The organism is Streptomyces sp. NPDC050704 (genome assembly GCF_040654355.1).
Classification (GTDB): Bacteria; Actinomycetota; Actinomycetes; order Streptomycetales; family Streptomycetaceae; genus Streptomyces.
The window spans coordinates 30,407-45,001 of sequence record NZ_JBFAHW010000063.1 but is presented as its reverse complement, the minus strand read 5'-3'; the positions used below and the strand labels follow the sequence as shown (position 1 = coordinate 45,001).

The following is a 14,595-nucleotide window of genomic DNA, read 5'->3' as shown; positions in this document are numbered from 1 at the left end:
GGGACAGGCTGAGGCACCGGATCTTCGAGTGGGCGCGTTTACCGCATCGAGGGCCTGGTCTACGGCCTGGACGAGGCAACTCGCGAAAGTGCGAGGCCAGTACTCCAGTTGCAGCTTGTACCTAAATTTCGTACAACTTATCGGGTGTCTCTGGAAGTCTCACACACCACCGACACACGAGACGCTGCCAGGGGGAACACGCGTTGCTACGTGTCCACTTCACCGCCGAGGATCTGGCAAGAGTCACCGTCGCGACGAGACTGGACCCGCTGTGGGAGACGATGCTCGGCGTCCAGCAACTGGCCCATTCCGTAACGGTGATGCCTGCCATGCAGGACTGGCGGCGGCGCGCCAGGAACGTCGTAGGGCAGGGCAGGCCCGTCGGGTCCGTGCGGATGCTCCGCGCGCTCGCCGGTCCTCCTGGCCCGGAGCTGCCGCCCTCTCCGCCGGAGCCAGGCAGGAGGGACGCCCAGCCGCGCAGCGGCACACGGTCGGAGATCTCGGTGGTGGTCGCGTCCCCGGGTACGTCGGTGAACTGGTCGTTGAGGAAGACGTCGTCCAGCTTGCGCGGGTTGATGAGGGTCGGGATCGTGACCTTGCCGGTCCGGCAGCTTGATTCGGAGGTGCGGGCCGCCGGGCAGTGGACCCGATCGGTTTCGTCGACGTCGTGGAAGAGGCCGGTGCCGCCGTTGGGGCCGTAGAAGGAGTCCAGCCCGGCGCCGTCCGGCACGTTGTTGAAGGCGCCGGTCGGCAGGTGCAGCACGCACGTCGGCACGGACCGGCCTCGGAGTCGGGTGGAGGCGCACCCCATGTGCTCGGTGACGTTCGGCTGGGGCACCACCGGCTCCCGGCTGAACAGGGCCTTGCCCGTCTCACCGGGACCGCGGTTCAGGCCGCGCAAGGCGACCGAGGCCACTCAGCCGGCCACATCGCTCAGTTTTCGCGACCTGGTCGCCGATGCCGCCCGGCATGGACACGGCCACAGGTTACTTGCGCCGGTGTACGCCGTCGGGCAAAGGGCAGCCGCGTGCCGGGGCAGGCCGGGGCCCGGACGGCCGATTTCCTCGCACCCCGACCAGCCGCAGTTCATCCCACCGGCACGGTTGTCAGCGGGTGAACCCCTGGACCGTGGAGTACGCCGTCGTCGTCCGAGGAAGACCGGCGCGCGCCTCGTCTCTCACGTCGCCGAGAAGCAGCGTGTCGATCGGGTCGGCGATCTGCAGCCATTCCTCGATCGCCGCTTTGTTCTTCAGGAATTCAAACGCCGACGCTTCGTCCACGTAGGAGTCGCGATGGACGCACACCCCGGTCTCGTCGCGGTAGAACTCGTAGGCGAGTACGCCGGATCCGGGTTCGGACGCGGCGTCGGTCTGCCCCTGTTTCCACGCCTCGTAACGATCGTGCTGACCGTCCTTGATCGTGTACCGAACGATGACGTGGATGGCTGTGGACATGGATGGTTCCTTCATGGTGCGTAGCTCTGACGAGAGGAGAGGATACGAGAGGTCCGTAGTGGGCATGTCGGCGCGGACCGTCGTCGCTTTCTGTGCCAATGAGTCGAGGGTGCGCACCGATCTCCAGCGGATGGGCTGATCGGTGCTCGACGCTGATCAGTGCTCGACCGTCACGACGATCTTGCCGGTGTACTGGCCGGATTCGAGAAGACGGTGGGCGTCCACGATGCGGTCCAGTCCGTGGAACACCTCGCCGATCACCGGGCGTATGGTGCCGTCGCGCAGACCGGCGTCGATGAAGGCGTTGACCCGCCGACGTCCCGCTTCGGTGGCGGTCAGGTGCCCGTGGGCGTAGCCGTGCACAGTGAGCGGCCAGGTGAAGGGCATGACGGCCGGGCCGTTCATCGCTCCATAGAGGACGATTGTGCCCGCGGGCGCCGCAGCCTCGGCCAGTGCGGGCAGGCCGGGACCGCCGATCGGGTCGAAGATCAGCTCGACGCCCCTGTCGTCGGTCAGTTGTTTGACCTCCTTGGTGACGTCCTCGTTTTGTGTGGTGATGACGTGCGCGGCGCCGGCGGCGAGCAGTGCCTCTCGCTTGGCGTCGGTGCGGGTGACGGCGATGGGGACGGCCCCGGCGCGGGCGGCGATCTGGATGGCCGCGGTGCCCACGCCTCCGGAGGCGGCGGTGATCAGGACGTGGTCGCCGGAGGTGAGCCGGCCGGCCTCCAGCAGACCGCCGTAGGCAGTGGAGTAGGACATCCAGGTGGCCGCGGCGGTCACCGCGTCGGTCGTGTCCGGGCGCGCCACCACTGATGCCACAGGGAGCACGATGTGGTCGCCGTAGACACCCTGTGCGCTCATCTCGATCAGCGGGCCGGTCATGACCGGGTCGCCGTGGGCGAACTCGGTCACGCCGTCGCCAACGGCTTCGACGACTCCTGCCGCCTCGTAGCCGAGCCGCGAGCCCGGCAGGGTCGGCGGGAAGAAGTAGGTACCCGCACGGAAGTCGGCCTCGGCACGGTTCAGGCCCAACGCCTCCACACGGAGGAGAACCTCGCCGGGACGAGGGCCGTCCAGGCGCACCTGCTCGACCGTGAGGACGTCGGGTCCGCCGAGTTCGTGAAAGAGCACAGCTCGTGTCTGCGTAGAAGTCATGGAAGCGACGCTATGCGGCAGGAACGAGCCGAACCATGCCTCAAAGTCCACCATTCTTTGCCCATCGTCTCGTCGATCGGAGTAAGGGCTAAAGTCAGTGTGTGGATGTACTCAGCGATGCGATCACCGCCATGCGCGCCGGGCGCCCGGAGTCCTTTCTCACTGCCGTGTCCGCGCCCTGGGGTCTGCGCTTCGCCGCCTCCGACGGGGCGGGCTTCCACATCATCCTGCAGGGCTCGTGCTGGCTCTTGCCGGGCGACGGCTCAGCGCCCTTCATGCTCGGTCCGGGCGATGTGGTCTTCCGGCCGGACGGACGCGGGCACGGCATCGCCGACGACCCGGCAACGCCCCTGACCGACGTCGTCCAGGAACCGGACGGCAGCTGGATCATCCGGGGCGAACTGCCCCGGAACACGGGCCCGACCACGGTCGTCCTGTGTGGTGCCTACCGGCTCAGCCGCACCCGGGCACACCCGCTGCTGACCGCGCTGCCCGGCCTCGTGCATCTGCCGGCCCGCATCGGCGCACACCGCGAACTACGCGCGGCCGTCGACCTGTTGGGCGGCGAACTGGAGCACCCCGGTCCCGGCACGGACGCAGTGGTGCCTGCCCTGCTCGACACCCTGCTGCTCTACATCCTGCGGGCCTGCCTGCACGACCAGGCCGAAGGAGCGGCCACCGGCTGGGCCGCGGCACTCGCCGATCCCGCCGTCGCCTCCGCCGTGCACGCCATCCACGACCGCCCCGCCCACCCCTGGACGGTGGAAGAACTCGGCGCCGGGGCCGGCCTGTCCCGGGCGGCCTTCGCACGCCGATTCAGCACGACCGTGGGCCAACCGCCCCTGACATACCTGACCTGGTGGCGCATGACCCTGGCCGGCCGGCTGCTCACCACCACCGAAGCGCCACTGCGCGCCATCGCCCAACAATGCGGCTACTCATCGGAATTCACCTTCGTCAGAGCCTTCACCCGGGCATACGGGACACCGCCCGGCCGATACCGGAAAGCCGCACTGACCAGCGTCTGACGGCGGCTTCAGGGTGGAATCCGGTGTGAACGCTCAGATGGCTGTCCGTACGGGGGAAAGCGCGACCATCAACTGCGGGACGAGGCGGGCCTCAGCCACCTTTACTACTCGGTCGTGGTGTTCCTTTCCACGGCCCCAGAGCTGGTCCGGCTCGCTCATGGCGTCCTCCAGCAGCACGCCGACACCGCTGAAGGCGCTCCAGGCGCGCTGCTTCTCCTGGTCCGCCGTCCGGTTGCCTGGCCGGCACACTCTTCGCAGTCCGTGATGCGGGTCAACTGCTCCCGGCCGGGATTCCCGCCGGCCCGGGCTCGCTCGCGCCGGATCCGGCGACCGGGGTGCTCCCGCGGCGCGGGGCGTGCAGCAGCACCGCGCAGGCCACGGCGGCGATCAGCGTCAGCACGGCGGCGATGACCAGGCAGAGGTGGAGTCCGTCGAGGAAGGCTTCGGACACGGCCCCGAGAGCGCGTCCCTGATCCGACCCGAGGTCCATGCGGGCGACCGCGTTCAGGCCGCCCCCGTCGGCCGCCGCGCCGATGCGCCGTACCGTCGCCGCCGAAAGCCCGGCGTCGGTGAGGTGGCCGGGCAAGGCGTTCACGGCCTTCGTGCTGAGTACGGTGCCGAGAACGGCCGGGCCGAGTGCGGCGCCGACCTGGCGGAAGGCGTTGTTGCCGGCCGCCGCCATGCCGGCCAGGTGGTGCGGCACGGAGGCGACGGCGGTGGCCGTCATCGGGGTGATGACGGGGCCGAGTCCGAGGCCCAGCAGTACCAGCCGCCAGGACAAGGAGGCGTAGGAGGTGTGCGCGTCGATGCTGGTCAGAGTCAGCAGAGCGGCGGACGTCGCGAGCAGTCCACCGGTGATCAGGACGCGCGGGGACCAGCGAAGCATCAGCCGGGCGGCGGGCTGCGACACGAGGATCGACACCAGGGTGACGAGGACCATGCGGGCGGCTGCCTCAAGAGTGCTGAGCTGCTGCACCATGCCGAAGTACAGGCTGAGGGCGAAGAAGACCCCGATCAGACCCAAGAAGCTGATCATGGCGACGAGCGTCGTGGCGGCGAACGCCGGGCTGCGGAACAGCGACAGGTCCAGCATGGGGCTGCCGCTGCGACGCTCCACAGCAACGAAAGCGGCGGTGCCCACGGCCGCCAGCGCCAGAGCGCCGATCACCGGGCCTTCGGTGAAGGACTTCGCGCCGCCCTCGATGACTCCGTAGACCAGCGTGGTGATGGTCACTGTGGCGGTGATCTGACCGGGCCAGTCCAGGCGGCGCGAGCCGGGGGCACGCGAGTCGGTCCCTCAACTCCGAGCGGTCCCGGCCACAGGTGCGGGACCTTTGAAGATCCGCCACGAGGCCCCTGGTTCCGGGGGATTTCGGACACTGCCCGCCGGGGCCGCCTCGTGATGAATGGGCTTACGCGTGTCCCTCAGTGGCGCGCCGCTGCCGCCGTGCCGTACGGCGACGATCTCCGCGGCGATGGACAGGGCGGTCTCCGCCGGCGTGCGGGCCCCCAGGTCGAGCCCGATGGGGGACCTGAGCCGCGCCAACTCCCGCTCGCTCAGCCCCGTTTCGCGCAGCCGACGTTCGCGGTCGGCGTGGGTGCGGCGGGAGCCCATCGCGCCGAGATAGGCGACGGGGAGGCGAAGCGCCCGCTTCAGCAGGGGGATGTCGAACTTGGCGTCGTGGGTCAGCACGCACACGACCGTGCGGGCATCGATCTCGGTGGCCTCCAGGTAGCGGTGCGGCCAGTCGACCACCACCTCGTCCGCTTCGGGGAAGCGCGCGGCGGTGGCAAACACCGGGCGGGCGTCGCACACCGTCACGTGGTAGCCGAGGAGTTTCCCTGTCCGGACCAGCGCGGCGGCGAAGTCGATCACCCCGAACACGAGCATGCGCGGGGGCGGCATGCCGGACTCGACCAGGAGGGTGAGCGGTCCGGGCTGCTGGATGGTGACGGTCTCGGTGCGTCCGGCGTCCAGGAGGGCCCGGGCTTCGGCCGCGGCGGTGGCGTCCAGCCCGGGATGCCTGCCGAGGGAGCCCTCGTACGAGCCGTCGGGCCGTACGACCAGCGGGCGGGACGATGGGCCGGCGGGTCCGTCGACGACGCGGACCAGCGCCAGCATCTCCTTCGCCGCCAGGGCAGCCAGGGTGCCCGCGAAAACCTCGTACGTCTCGCTGTCCGGACGCATCGGAGCGACCAGGACGTCGATGACACCGCCGCAGGTCAGACCGACCGCGAAGGCGTCGTCGTCGCTGTACCCGAAGCGCTCCAGCACCGGCACCCCGTCCGCCACGGCGTGCCGGCACAGTTCGTACACCGCGCCCTCGACGCACCCGCCGGAGACCGAGCCGATCACCGTGCCCCCGTGCGTCCACGGCCATCGCGGCGCCGGGCGGGCGAGGCGCGCTGCCGCTGACGGCCACCACGGTGGCGACGGCGACGGCGCGCCCCTCAGCGGTCCATCCTCTGATCTTCGCAGGGAATCCCGGTCTTCAGGCCGGGCGGGAATGCGATCCTCGGTCTGGAGGCGCGAAGCGCCGGAGTTCTCTGCGTCTGCCGGGTGACGGTCAGGCCGGCCGCTTCTGGTTGTCGATGTAGTCCTTGACGGTGCTCAGCGGTGCGCCGCCGCAGGATCCCGCGAAGTAAGACGGGGACCAGAAGACGGACCCGATGCCGATCCGGTTGATCCGGCCGGTGTACTCCGCGCGCAGGTAACGGGAGCTGACGCCCTTGAGGGAGTTGACGAGCTTGGACAGGGCGATTTTCGGCGGGTAGTGCACGAGCAGGTGGACGTGATCGCCTTCGCCGTTGAACTCGCGCAGCTCGGCCTCGAAGGACTGGCACACGTCGCGCATGATCTCCTCGCAGCGCGTCAGCATCTCGTCGTTGAAGACCTCCCGCCGCAACTTCGTGACAAACACCAAGTGGGCGTGGAGGTTGAAAACGACATGATTTCCTCTTCGGACATCGAGATCTGGTTCCCAGCGCGGTGACATACACCAAGTGTAGTAGGATCGAGCAACTCGATCGGAGGAGGTGGGCTGGATGATCCGTGCGTACAAGTTCCTCCTGCGGCCCACCGTCCGGCAGGCCCAGGCGCTGGCCGAGATGCTGCGGGATCACTGCTCCCTCTACAACGGGGCTCTGCAGGAGCGGCGTGATGCCTACCGGCACGTCGCGAAGACCACCGTCAGGTACGGGATGCAGTCGGCGCAGCTGAAGGAGATCCGGGCGTTCGACCCGGACCGTCAGGGCCGCTGGTCCTTCAGCTCGCAGCAGGCGACGCTGCGCCGTCTCGACAGGGCGTTCGCTGCGTTCTTCCGCCGGGTCAAGTTCGGTGAGACGCCCGGGTATCCGCGCTTTCGCGGGGTGAACTGGTTCGACACGGTGGACTTTCCCAAGGACGGGGACGGCTGCCGGTGGGACTCCACCCCGCACGATGCGGCCACCCGGGTCCGCTTCCAGGGCGTCGGCCACGTCAGGGTCAACCAGCACCGCGCTGTGGTCGGCCGGGTCAAGACCGTGTCGGTCAAGCGTGAGGGTCGTCGGTGGTTCGTCGTGCTGACCGCCGAACAGGACCAGCCGGAGCCGCTGCCTGCGACCGGCAGTATGGTCGGGATCGACCTGGGCATCGCGAACTTCCTCGCCGACTCGCACGGAGAGTTCGTCCCCAACCCCCGCCACGGGCGTAAGGCCGCCGCGAAGCTCGCAGCCGCACAGCAGGCCCTGTCCCGGTTCCCGCGCCGCAAGGCCACAGACCGCACCGCCAACCACCAGCGGGCCGTGGACAAGGTTGCCGAACTGCACGGCAAGGTGCGGCGCCAGCGGCTGGACCACGCACACAAGACCGCTCTCGGCCTGGTCCGCGCGCACGATGTCATCGCGCACGAAGACCTCCGGATCCGCAACATGAGCAAGGCCCCCGCACCCAGGCCCGACCCCGACCAGCCGGGCGCGTTCCTGCCCAACGGGGCCGCGGCGAAGGCCGGGCTCAACACGTCGATCACCGATGCCGGTTGGGGGGTGTTCCTGACGATCCTGCACGCCAAGGCTGAAAGCGCCGGACGGGAAGTGATCGCCGTGGACCCCCGCGACACCTCCCGCACCTGCCCCCAATGCGGGCACACCGCGAAGGAGAACCGGCCCACCCAGGAAAAATTCCACTGCGTCTCGTGCGGCCACCATGCGCACGCTGACACGGTGGGCGCTCTCAATGTTCTACGGGCCGGGCTGGTCCATCGCGACGCCAACCCGGCATAGCGAGAAGCCCCCGGCTTCAGCCGGGGGAGGAGTCACCGGCTCAGTTCATCGGCGAGCTCGAGCATGCGGAGTCTCCAGGGCGGGGGAGTGGCGAGGAAGATGGCCGACTCCCGCCGCGCCCGGGAGGGATCTACGACCGCAGTGTGGGAAGGCCGGCCACCAGCGCGGCCAGGGTGCGCTTCAGCGAGGGCAGGAAGTCGGGGCAGGTCGCGGCGAGTTCGGGTGTTTGCGCGTAGAGCTCGGCCAGCGTGGCCGGCGAGTTGGACGCGGGGTAGAGCGCGCCGACGGACCATCCCGTGGTGGTCACCAGCTCGAACGCCTCGCCCTTGGTGAGGGCCGGGTGCGATTCGGTGATGGCGGCGGCGAGTTCGTGGGTGAGATCCAGCAGGACCTGGTTCCAGTCGCGCGCGGCGGAGACGGAGACGTTGTGCTGCAGGGTTGTGGCGAGCTCGCTCAGCAGGTCGCAGAACAGGGGGCGGGAGGCGAAGGGCTCGGCCAGCGCATCGACCACGTTCTCACCCTGCCGGAGCCGCTGAAGGACCTCGTCGGCCCAGTCCCGCCACTGCTGGGTGATGAGGACGAGGAAGATCTCCTCGCGTGTAGCGAAGTAGCGGGCCAGGTTGGACTTCGCGAGTCCGACCGCCGCGGCCACATTGCCGAGGCTGACGTGGCGCACGCCGGACTCCGTGGCCAGTTCGCGGGCGGCCGTGAGGATCGCCTCACGGCGCTGCTGCTTGTGCTCGGGGCGCCTGGCCCGCACGAAGGATGTCTCAGCCATGTTCCCGTCATCATACGGAGCAGGTTAACGGAACGGCGTTCACTTGTTAAGTGTGCACTGTTCTCTTAACTCTCGCCATCTGCTCTGCGAAGGCGGAGCGATCAAGGGCGGTGATCGCGGTCATCGACTCGATGAGGTGCATCGCGTCGCGGAGGGCCAGGCTCGCCGGTTCTTCCACCTTCAGTGGTGCGGCACGGAGTCGGGATGCGTGAGGCGCCCGCTGCGCCGCTCAGGGCTTGCTCACCGCGCGCTCGTCCCACACTCGGGTCAGGGCCTGCAGCAGCGCCTCCGCCGACTGCGCGCCCGAGGCCGCGTACTTGTTGTCGAGGACGAAGAAGGGGACGCCCCGCACCCCCAGTTCGCGGGCGCGACGGATGTCGGCGGCCACGTCGTCCTCGTATGCGCCCGCCTCCAGGGCCTTGAGCGCCGCCGCACGGTCCAGTCCCACCTGCTCCGCAAGGTCCGCGAGTACCTGATGGTCCCCGATGAAGGCGCCCTCGGTGTAGTGCGCGCGGAACAACCGCTCGACCATCTCGCGCTGCCTGCCGTGTTCCAGGGCGAAGTGGGCGAGCCGGTGTGCCGTGCGGGTGCTGCCGATGACCATCCTGTCGATCTGGAAGTCCAGACCCAGCGTGGCCGCGCGCGCGGCGAGCTGTGCGTTGATCGCCGCCGCCTGGGCGACCGGCATGCCCTGCTCGTGGGCGAGGAATTCGTTCGCCCCGCCGTCGAACCGCTCCGCAAGATCGGGGGTCAGTTCGTAGCTGTGATACAGCACGTCCACGCTCTCGCCGTGCGGGAACAGGCCCAGCGCCTCCTGCAGCGCCGCCGTGCCCAAGTAGCAGAACGGGCAGGCGATATCACTCCACACATCCACTCGCACGCGACCGGCGACCCCGCGGGCGGTGTCCGTTCCGTCCATCATCCACAGACTCCTTCAATCGTGCAGACGGCCCCGTCCTCGGGGCTGTCCAGGGCGACGAGGCCGGGCATCACGGCCGACGGCTCCTCTTGCACTGACTGCGAGCAGGGCTCGGCGGCGACTTCTGGTGTGCTCGCCGGCGCACGGGTGTTCGGCTCCATGGTCAAGCACGTTAACAGAACGGCGTTCACTTGTTAAGTGGATGCCGTCCTGTTAACTTCCTCGTCACTGGAACCGGACCGGAGGGAACGACGTGGTCGAGGTGCGGATGCAGGTCAACGGGGTCGACCGGGTACTCGACATCCCACCGCAGGTCAGCCTGCTCGACGCGCTGCGTGAGTACTTGGAGATGACCGGCACGAAGAAGGGCTGTGACCAGGGCGCCCGCCGCGACGGACTTCGAGGCCGAGGAACACAGCGCCACGCCGGAGAAGGACCTGCGCAACCGGTTCCTGCCGCCAAGCGCGACGAAGGGCGACGCGGTGGTGGCCCTGGCCGCCGCGCCCGTTTCGGTCGATCTGCGCTTCACCACTCCGCCGCACCAGCACAACGCGATCGAACCGCATGCCACCACGGCGGCCTGGGACGGCGACCGGCTCACGGTCCACGACGCGTCACAGTCGGTCCACTGGATGCGGGGGCACCTGGCGCATCGCTTCTCGGTCCCTCGCGAGAACGTGCGGGTGATCGCCCCGTTCGTCGGTGGGGGCTTCGGCGGCAAGGGCACCGTCCGGGCGGGCACGATCATCGCGGTGACGGCGGCCCGCGCCACCGGCCGGCCGGTGCGGCTGGTGCTCACCCGGCAGGGGGTCAACCATGTCGTCGGCGGCCGCACCCCCTCCCGGCAACGGGTGGCGCTCGGAGCCGGCACGGACGGGAAGCTGACCGCTCTCATCCACACCAGCTACACGCGTATCGGACGCGTGGGCGCCAACATCGAGCAAGTGACCTCACCGTCGCGGCACCTGTACGCGGCGAGCAGCATCCTTCTGCGCCAGGACCGGTCCGAGTTGGACCTGCTCCCGAACGCGTGGATGCGCGCACCGGGCGAGGGCATCGGCAGCTTCGCGCTGGAGTCGACGGTCGACGAACTCGCCCACCGGCTGGGCATGGACCCGATCGAGCTGCGTATGCGCAACGAGCCCGATGCCGATCCGGTGGAGGGCAAGCCGTCCTCGCGCCGCCTGTTGCGCGAGGTCTACGCACGCGGCGCGGAGAGGTTCGGCTGGTCCGGCCGCACGCCCGAGCCCGGGTCGATGCGTGACGGGCGCCGGCTGGTCGGCATGGGGGTCGCGGCGGCTTACCAGCCGGCGCTTCAGTTCGTCGCCGACGTCACGGTGCGGCTCTCGGCCGACGGCCGTGTGCTGGTGCGGTGCGGTTTCCAGGAGATGGGCATGGGTGGCGCCACCGCACAGGCGCAGATCGCCGCCGACGCCCTCGGCGTGCCCTTCGATACGGTCCGGGTCGAGTACGGCGACTCCGACCTGCCCATGGCGCCGATGGCCATGAATTCCCTCCAGACCGCCACCGTCGCCAGCAGCGTCCTGGCCGCCTGCGACAAGCTGAAGCGCAGACTCGACAGCCTCGCCCGCCGCAACCGCACCGTCGGCCGGAGCCACCGGTCCACGCTGGCCAAAGCGGCACTGCCGGCCGTGGAAGCCGCCGTCGGCTCGAACTCCCGGCTCGGCCGGCTGACCAACCAGGCCAGGTTCTTCTCCCGGTTGATCCGGGACCAGAAGTGGGCCAAGGGCGCCTCCGGCGCACAGTTCTGCGAGGTACGCATCGACCCGGACACCGGAGAGATCCGGATCGCGCGCCGGCTGGGCATGTTCGACGTCGGCAAGGTCATCAACCCCAAAACCGCCGCGAGCCAACTGCGCGGCGCCGTGGTGATGGGGATCGGCATGGCCCTGTCCGAGCAGACCCTCGTCGACCCGCGCACCGGACGCGTCATGAACGCGGGCCTCGACGGCTACCTAGTCCCCGCACACGCCGACATCCCTCGCATCGAGGTCGACTGGCTCGACGACCCGGACCCCACCATGCCGCTGGGCCTGGTCGGCCTCGGCGAGGTCGGCATGACCGGCGTCGCCGGGGCGATCGCCAATGCCGTCCACCACGCCACCGGCAAGCGGATCCGCGACCTGCCCATCACCCTCGACAAGCTCCTCTGAGCGTTCACCCACCGTCAACGGTGCCGGTGGGGCCGTCCGCCTCACCGACACCCCACCGGACAGCAGGAAGACGAATGACAGACACCTTGATGCCCGAGCGGGCGTGGCTGGTGGTCGTATCCGCCGAGCACGCCGGCCACGCCGTCGAACAACAGATGATCCAGATCAACGACGGCCGACGCGGCAACCTCACCCGACTCAGCCGTGGCGACGGGATCGTCCTCTACTCTCCCACCGACCGATTCCGCGACAAGAAACCACTCAGAGCGTTCACCGCCCTCGGCCTCATCGCCGACGAACAGCCATACCAGGCCGAGCCGATGAACATGGGACCCAGGGGCGTCATCGCACCCTGGCGACGCCGGATCGACTACCTCGATGCCCATCCTCTCGCGCTGAGCAGCGTCACCGACGACCTGCACCTCACCCAGGACCGCAACTGGGGATATCGGATGCGTTTCGGGCTCGCCCCGCTTCCGCCCGAGGACTTCGTACACCTCCACGCAGCCATGACTCGCTGACCAGGACGAGTTCCGCCGACCCCAGCGCAGTCGGAAATCCGCCGGAAACCGGGCCCTCTTGCTGGCTTTCCCGGACCTCACCACTCTGCTCTGGCCGCCCAGTTGAGGCCCAGCGAGCCAGCGCAGACACTCCGCGCTGGGCATATTCAGCCCGGTGGAGTACGAACTTCGCCCCCCACCAGTAACCTGAAATCAAGCAACTCGACTCCACCCAAGTCGGGACAGTCTGGAGCCTCCATCCGACCCGGAGCGCTTCAGCCAGCAGGATCGGTCACGGGATCAGCAGCGGACATCATCCTGTCCGCTTAGCAGACGTCGATGACGGCTTTGCCCGGCACGCGGCGGGCGGCCAGTTCGGCGGCCGCCCGCGCCACCTGCGTCCAGTCGGTGCGCAGGGCGACTTGCGGGTCCAGCTCACCACGGGCAGTGAGCGCGGCGAGCCAGGTGAGGTCCGCGCCCAGCCCTATGGAGTCGTCCAGGAGGAAGTAGGTGGCGATCTGACGGTTGTGGCGGTGGCCGTCGCCGAAGAGGGCTCCGTAGGGGAACTGCTCGCCGTCGCCGGATATGTGACCTGCGGCCACCAGCACGCCGTGCTCAGCCAGCGCGCCGTGTGCGGCGACCATGTGGGCGCCGCCGACCAGTTCGACCACGCCGTGCACCGGTTGAAGGTGCTGGAGCGTGGCCAGATCGGTGACGATCTCGTGGGCGCCGAGTGCCCGCAGTGCGTCCGCCTTCGCCGGGTCGCTGGTCACCGCCGTGACATGGGCGCCGCCGCGGGCCGCGAGCTGCAGGGCGAAGCGGCCCACGCCGCCGCCCGCGCCGGTCACCAGGACGCGCCGTCCCAGAATCGGGCCGATGCGGTGCAGGACGCGCAGGGCCGTACCCGCCGCGACCGGCAGCGTGCTGATCGGGCCAAGGTCGGCGCCCTCGGGCGCGGTGCCGATCTGATCGGTGTCCACGGCGCGCAGTTCGGCCCAGGCGCCTTCGGCTCCCACGGTGACGACGGGGGTGCCGACTGCGGGACCGGAGCCGTCGGCGGCTGCCTGGACCACCACGCCCGCGGCGTCCCAGCCAGGCACCGTGCCGGCTTCGCCCTCGGGGACCACATGATGGACCTCGCCGGAGTTGAGGGAGAAGGAGTGGACCCGCACCAGGGCCTGGTGGGCAGCGGGTTCAGGGTCGGCGACCGCGGTGAGCGCGAGGTGTCCTGGAGCTGAGTGATCAATGGTCAGTGCTTTCATGGCAAACGATAGTGCCACTGAGTGGCATAAGCTCACAAGTGGCAAAAGCGGCTGGTAGGCTTCGACCTGTGCAGAAGGACCCGAAAGAACTGCCGCTGCGTGAGCGCAAGAAGCTGCGGACCCGTCAGGCTCTGGTCGATACGGCCCTCGAGCTGTTCACCGCGCGGGACTTCGCCGCGGTAACACTGGACGAGATCGTCGAGGCGGTGGACGTCTCCAAGCGCACCTTCTTCCGCACGTTCGCCTCGAAGGAAGACGTGGCCCTGGCCCCGGAGAAGGAACTGTGGGCCACCTACCTCAACCACATCGAGAACCGGCCCCTGACCAGCGAGCACCTGTTCGGCGCCTACAGAGACGCCCTGTTCGCGGCGCTGGAGCAGATGACGGACGGCTGGGAGCAGCGCTTCCTCGCCAGCCGCAGCCTGGCCGACCGCACCCCCGCGCTCACCGCACACAGCCTGCGCCACTGCTCGGAGGTCTCCGCGAACGTCGTTCGGATCGTGACAGACCGGCTGGCCGGACAGTCCCCCGGCCGCACCGAACTGCGCCTGCTGCTCGACCTCATGCTGGCCGCCTGGCACCGCGCACTGGAGACCTGGACCTCCTCGCACGGCCTACCGCAGGACCGTGCGGCACTCACCCGGCACACGTACGAAGCCTTCGCGGCGATCCCCGCGGTCGCGGCACTGGCAGCACAGGACAGCTGAGCGGACAAGATGACGTCCGCCGCTGGTTCCGTGACGATCCTGCTGACCATGAAGCCGTCAGGGCCAAAGACCAGCAGTCGACTTCGCGTCATCCGCCTCAGCCGGTTTCAGGGCGGGGCGAGCTGTCCGGGGTGAGCGCAGCTCATCGCGTTGCGACGCCGAAGGCGTCCTTGATGGGGCGTCACGGCCGGGCCGCTCGACAAGCGGGCGGCCGGGCTGCCCCCCGGACGCCGGTGACACCTGCTCGGCTCTCTCTCGGCCCGCCTCGTCAGGCGGTGCCGAGAGGGGTGATGTTCGGCATCAGCTCGCGCACCGATCTGGCCCGTCTGCTGCCGGGCCGGATACCTTCGGGCGTCCA

At 69.3% G+C, this 14,595-nt stretch carries 13 protein-coding genes and 2 pseudogenes; 5 read left to right on the top strand and 10 right to left on the bottom strand.

Annotated features, from left to right (window positions below; translation table 11 throughout):
* Positions 1-121: 121 nt before the first annotated feature.
* The 3 genes from AB0I18_RS31605 to AB0I18_RS31595 form a co-directional block, all read right to left on the bottom strand.
* Positions 122-916, bottom strand: coding sequence for a hypothetical protein (locus tag AB0I18_RS31605; protein WP_363109052.1), 795 nt, complete (start codon positions 914-916; stop codon positions 122-124).
* Between the two features lie 190 nt (positions 917-1,106).
* Complete coding sequence (locus AB0I18_RS31600; RefSeq protein ID WP_363109051.1) at positions 1,107-1,454, bottom strand: hypothetical protein; 348 nt, start codon at positions 1,452-1,454, stop codon at positions 1,107-1,109.
* Positions 1,455-1,610: 156 nt separating this feature from the next.
* The gene (locus tag AB0I18_RS31595; RefSeq protein WP_363109050.1) at positions 1,611-2,609 is read right to left on the bottom strand and encodes a zinc-dependent alcohol dehydrogenase family protein; all 999 of its coding nucleotides are present in this window, start codon (positions 2,607-2,609) and stop codon (positions 1,611-1,613) included.
* 101 nt (positions 2,610-2,710) lie between these two features.
* Between AB0I18_RS31595 and AB0I18_RS31590 the strand changes: the two genes are divergently transcribed.
* On the top strand, positions 2,711-3,637 hold the full coding sequence (locus AB0I18_RS31590) for an AraC family transcriptional regulator (protein ID WP_363109049.1): 927 nt from the start codon (positions 2,711-2,713) through the stop codon (positions 3,635-3,637).
* Positions 3,638-3,670: 33 nt separating this feature from the next.
* Here the strand turns inward: AB0I18_RS31590 and AB0I18_RS31585 are convergent, their stop codons facing one another.
* The 4 genes and pseudogenes from AB0I18_RS31585 to tnpA form a co-directional block, all read right to left on the bottom strand.
* Complete coding sequence (locus AB0I18_RS31585) at positions 3,671-3,886, bottom strand: hypothetical protein (protein ID WP_363109048.1); 216 nt, start codon at positions 3,884-3,886, stop codon at positions 3,671-3,673.
* 22 nt (positions 3,887-3,908) lie between these two features.
* Positions 3,909-4,931 (bottom strand): annotated as a pseudogene (locus AB0I18_RS31580) (MFS transporter); the annotation flags it as partial.
* A 3-nt stretch (positions 4,932-4,934) separates the two neighbouring features.
* Positions 4,935-6,108, bottom strand: a pseudogene (locus tag AB0I18_RS31575) (XdhC/CoxI family protein).
* 96 nt (positions 6,109-6,204) lie between these two features.
* The gene (tnpA, locus tag AB0I18_RS31570; protein WP_363109047.1) at positions 6,205-6,633 is read right to left on the bottom strand and encodes an IS200/IS605 family transposase; all 429 of its coding nucleotides are present in this window, start codon (positions 6,631-6,633) and stop codon (positions 6,205-6,207) included.
* A gap of 49 nt (positions 6,634-6,682) precedes the next feature.
* Between tnpA and AB0I18_RS31565 the strand changes: the two genes are divergently transcribed.
* On the top strand, positions 6,683-7,897 hold the full coding sequence (locus AB0I18_RS31565) for a transposase (protein WP_363109046.1): 1,215 nt from the start codon (positions 6,683-6,685) through the stop codon (positions 7,895-7,897).
* A gap of 130 nt (positions 7,898-8,027) precedes the next feature.
* Here AB0I18_RS31565 and AB0I18_RS31560 read toward each other — a convergent pair whose 3' ends face one another.
* Positions 8,028-8,675, bottom strand: a complete 648-nt coding sequence (locus AB0I18_RS31560; RefSeq protein ID WP_363109045.1) for a TetR family transcriptional regulator — start codon at positions 8,673-8,675, stop codon at positions 8,028-8,030.
* A 229-nt stretch (positions 8,676-8,904) separates the two neighbouring features.
* On the bottom strand, positions 8,905-9,597 hold the full coding sequence (locus AB0I18_RS31555; RefSeq protein ID WP_363109044.1) for a DsbA family oxidoreductase: 693 nt from the start codon (positions 9,595-9,597) through the stop codon (positions 8,905-8,907).
* A 368-nt stretch (positions 9,598-9,965) separates the two neighbouring features.
* Between AB0I18_RS31555 and AB0I18_RS31550 the strand changes: the two genes are divergently transcribed.
* Entirely contained in the window at positions 9,966-11,768 is a 1,803-nt protein-coding gene (locus AB0I18_RS31550; protein WP_363109043.1) for a xanthine dehydrogenase family protein molybdopterin-binding subunit, read from the top strand.
* A 74-nt stretch (positions 11,769-11,842) separates the two neighbouring features.
* Positions 11,843-12,289, top strand: coding sequence for an EVE domain-containing protein (locus AB0I18_RS31545; RefSeq protein ID WP_363109042.1), 447 nt, complete (start codon positions 11,843-11,845; stop codon positions 12,287-12,289).
* A 305-nt stretch (positions 12,290-12,594) separates the two neighbouring features.
* Here AB0I18_RS31545 and AB0I18_RS31540 read toward each other — a convergent pair whose 3' ends face one another.
* On the bottom strand, positions 12,595-13,530 hold the full coding sequence (locus AB0I18_RS31540) for a zinc-binding dehydrogenase (protein WP_363109041.1): 936 nt from the start codon (positions 13,528-13,530) through the stop codon (positions 12,595-12,597).
* A gap of 68 nt (positions 13,531-13,598) precedes the next feature.
* Between AB0I18_RS31540 and AB0I18_RS31535 the strand changes: the two genes are divergently transcribed.
* A complete protein-coding gene (locus AB0I18_RS31535) occupies positions 13,599-14,237 on the top strand; it encodes a helix-turn-helix domain-containing protein (protein WP_363109040.1) in 639 nt (212 codons plus the stop codon).
* Positions 14,238-14,595: the final 358 nt, after the last annotated feature.

Excerpts from the sequence above, each read along its gene's own strand:
- AB0I18_RS31600 (WP_363109051.1), bottom strand. The coding sequence starts at position 1,454 with ATGTCCACAGCCATCCACGTCATCGTTCGGTACACGATCAAGGACGGT.
- AB0I18_RS31595 (WP_363109050.1), bottom strand. The coding sequence starts at position 2,609 with ATGACTTCTACGCAGACACGAGCTGTGCTCTTTCACGAACTCGGCGGA.
- tnpA (WP_363109047.1), bottom strand. The coding sequence starts at position 6,633 with ATGTCACCGCGCTGGGAACCAGATCTCGATGTCCGAAGAGGAAATCAT.
- AB0I18_RS31565 (WP_363109046.1), top strand. The coding sequence starts at position 6,683 with ATGATCCGTGCGTACAAGTTCCTCCTGCGGCCCACCGTCCGGCAGGCC.
- AB0I18_RS31560 (WP_363109045.1), bottom strand. The coding sequence starts at position 8,675 with ATGGCTGAGACATCCTTCGTGCGGGCCAGGCGCCCCGAGCACAAGCAG.
- AB0I18_RS31555 (WP_363109044.1), bottom strand. The coding sequence starts at position 9,597 with ATGATGGACGGAACGGACACCGCCCGCGGGGTCGCCGGTCGCGTGCGA.
- AB0I18_RS31545 (WP_363109042.1), top strand. The coding sequence starts at position 11,843 with ATGACAGACACCTTGATGCCCGAGCGGGCGTGGCTGGTGGTCGTATCC.
- AB0I18_RS31540 (WP_363109041.1), bottom strand. The coding sequence starts at position 13,530 with ATGAAAGCACTGACCATTGATCACTCAGCTCCAGGACACCTCGCGCTC.